This window comes from Erwinia papayae, from assembly GCF_058241465.1.
In genome coordinates this window covers 1-2,854 of sequence record NZ_JBZCHT010000001.1, presented here as the reverse complement: position 1 = coordinate 2,854, position 2,854 = coordinate 1, and the positions used below count along the sequence as shown (strand labels likewise).

The following is a 2,854-nucleotide window of genomic DNA, read 5'->3' as shown; positions in this document are numbered from 1 at the left end:
ACAGAAGAAAGAGCAAGAAGGAGAAGTAGATCTTACACAAGAAAATAATGACTTACCTGATCCCTTGATGTTCAATAAAGTTTTATTGGAAAACATACTCAAAGCTTCTTACGCTTCAACAACGCTTCTTCAGATGATTGGAAACTTAGATGAGGTTAAGAATATAGATTCATTTAATTATGAAAATGTAAAGGTTCAAATAAGAGAAAAAATTGACGATCAGTTAACTAAGGTTTTTAGTAATGATTGATGTGAAAAAGTGGGCGCGGTTTACTAGGGGAATGAATCTATTTAATTGTCATTCAATATAGTTAACTTATTTCGAAATAATGGCATGCATATGAGGAGTTGCCCGCTTTAATCGAGGTGATACTACTGCAAATTCATATAATGGGTTATGATTCCCACCCTCTTTGGTATCTTATCGATTTATAGAAGTCGTTATAATATGAGTCACTAGCCCTACATTTAATGGGTGTATTAAAAGAAATTATTCTGATATTTCTGGCTCTTTCAGGAGTTACTGGATTGAATTCTCCGCCAGGCTCCCCATGCATTATAAAATCGCCATGCTTGGCTCCACAGTGTATACAATGATTCATTACATAATGCATCTTTGCTTTTTTGCTATAATCATAAGTATAACATTGTGTATGTTTTTCAATTAATCGTTGTGCATCTGCGCTGACATATTCAACATGACACAATATAGCTGGATAGTGGTTATGCTCCCAGTAAACCTCATCTGTATCTTCATTGTAATTTTTGTAATGATATCCTTCGTCAAAGAATATCGTATACACATAGGTGTATTTATTACATGACCAACAATCTGTCATAACTCTTGCTATTGAAAATGATTTTGCTTTAATATTAGGGAGCAGCAGCCATTTACTGAATATTTCATGACTAAGGTTTTCAGGAACGTACCAAACCCTCATATTCCAGTCCCATTTCGCCCCTAATTTTTTCACTTCATCTTTTTCTTCGTATGGTACACGTAGATTTATCCTTCCCATTATGCTTTCCTTTATAGGTTTTGTGTTCCTTTCAATATTTTTTCTGGTATTGATTCATATCTTCTTATTTCGTGTATAAGAAATACTCTTTTTCCCTGTACCTGCTCGTTAATTATTGCTTTTCGCCTCTCAGTCCATAGTAGAAAACCAGTTTCTCTTTCAGGATATTCAATTTCATCTGGTCTGGAGCAAATCAGGATTGAGTCATTCAGTATTGTTGCGAACATACCCTCACCATAATCCTGTTCAGTAACAAGAAAATTAGTATTGTCCTCAAGAAAAAATTCAGATTGGTATAGTCGCAGGCGAAAGTACTCTAGGATAACAGGTACATATTGCACTGTAGGATTAAGTATCCCACCACGCCCATATACCAACCAGTCATGATTTATTTTTAAACCTTCTGCTAATGCACGAGAATTTTTATATGTACGTGCTTGATTTCTTATTAGATGACTAATCGTTGCTTGCGGAACTCCCGCTGCCAAAGACGCTTGTGATTGAGATAGCTTCAAAGTGCTAAGGGCCAGTTCTAACCTCTCTCCCAACGTTTTTGGCGTATTGTTCATGGTCTGTTTCACTCAAATATAACGTTCTAACGACACCATAGTTAATGGTTGTTTATAAGCAATTGTTTTTATTACATTGTTTTGATTTTTTAGTGTTAATGTATAAATCTACTAAAAATTAGTAGATTTTGTTGTCTTTGCGCTTTACTCTTGTTGTCGTAGTAATGTGCAAAAAATTTGCATTACGTGCTGTACAAAACTACAGGTGTGTGATTATATACAGTTTGTAAGGTTTTGTTGATTATTCGTATGCTAATGTTCTATAAGTGCTTTCTCCACGGCGAGAAAATGGGGGAGGCTTGCCTAAAGAAAACCGGGCTATGGAAAACTGGTATCTGGCTCAGTGCCAAAACAAAAGTTTCGATCGTGTTCTTCGCTGGATTTCAAGTCTCAATGTCGAATGCTATTTTCCACTTGAAACCCGTATTACTCGCAGAAAAGATTGTGGTGGATCGCGTGTGTCGCAGAAACCATTGCTACCAGGCTATCTGTTCGTTTGTTTTGATCCTGAAGTTACTCACCCAACAAAAATCACTGATATTCCAGGTGTACATTCCTTTGTCAGGTTTGGTGATATGGCCTGTGTCGTTCGTGATGAAGTTATCAAAGCGCTTAAGTGCGTTCGCATTCTCCGAATAGACCCCACTGATAATTGCGTTGAGTGTGCCAATTTATCACCAGCGCTGATATCCGCTATTCAGCGGATTTACGCGATACCCCGGCCTCTTGAAAGGCAGGTTGAATTTATGCGCCTCCTTGAGCGCGGTGATGTTCTGGAGGAACTCTTAAGTGATACCTCTCATATCTACACTGCTGTGACCGGCATTGCATCTTCAGGCGGCTGCGAGGCCAACCTGCCACATCCAGCAACTGTTTATAGTGACGTAAACGCTGAAAAAATATTACTGGAACGTATTGCATCCCGAAGTATTCAGCGCCCACCTCTTACTTAATTAATATGCTTTTTCAACACTACTATGCCAGGGCTTGCCCTGGCTTTTCCGCAGGAGTCCAAATGTCTCAAACCTCGTCAATAAAAGCCGCCCGTCCTGGAAGGACTATGTATGTAGGTGAGGAACGTTGCGAGCGCATTCGCAGATGTGCAGTCGAAGCGAGTTATCACTCAGGACAAACAATTTCAGGTTCACAGTTTCTTCAGTTCCTGATAGATAATTTTTCTGACCCGGCAGTAAGTACTCTGATCAAGGAAATTGGTAAGAATGTAAAGTGAGGTACTTATGTCTCCGCAAACCAGCCAATTACGCG

Annotated in this window: 4 protein-coding genes; 2 read left to right on the top strand and 2 right to left on the bottom strand. The window is 38.7% G+C overall.

The genetic code is table 11. The annotated features are described in order from the left end of the window. Positions 1-250, top strand: a 250-nt coding sequence (locus tag AC3RPL_RS00020; RefSeq protein ID WP_490738509.1) for a relaxosome protein TraM, incomplete at its 5' end; no start/stop codon positions are given. Between the two features lie 145 nt (positions 251-395). On the opposite strand, the gene AC3RPL_RS00015 is transcribed toward AC3RPL_RS00020, so the two are convergent. Both AC3RPL_RS00015 and AC3RPL_RS00010 read right to left on the bottom strand, forming a co-directional pair. Then, positions 396-1,019, bottom strand: a complete 624-nt coding sequence (locus tag AC3RPL_RS00015; protein WP_490738508.1) for a DUF5710 domain-containing protein — start codon at positions 1,017-1,019, stop codon at positions 396-398. 11 nt (positions 1,020-1,030) lie between these two features. Next, on the bottom strand, positions 1,031-1,588 hold the full coding sequence (locus tag AC3RPL_RS00010; RefSeq protein WP_490738507.1) for a helix-turn-helix domain-containing protein: 558 nt from the start codon (positions 1,586-1,588) through the stop codon (positions 1,031-1,033). A 320-nt stretch (positions 1,589-1,908) separates the two neighbouring features. On the opposite strand from AC3RPL_RS00010, the gene AC3RPL_RS00005 reads away from it, so the two are divergent. Beyond that, complete coding sequence (locus AC3RPL_RS00005; protein ID WP_490738506.1) at positions 1,909-2,541, top strand: transcription termination/antitermination NusG family protein; 633 nt, start codon at positions 1,909-1,911, stop codon at positions 2,539-2,541. Positions 2,542-2,854: the final 313 nt, after the last annotated feature.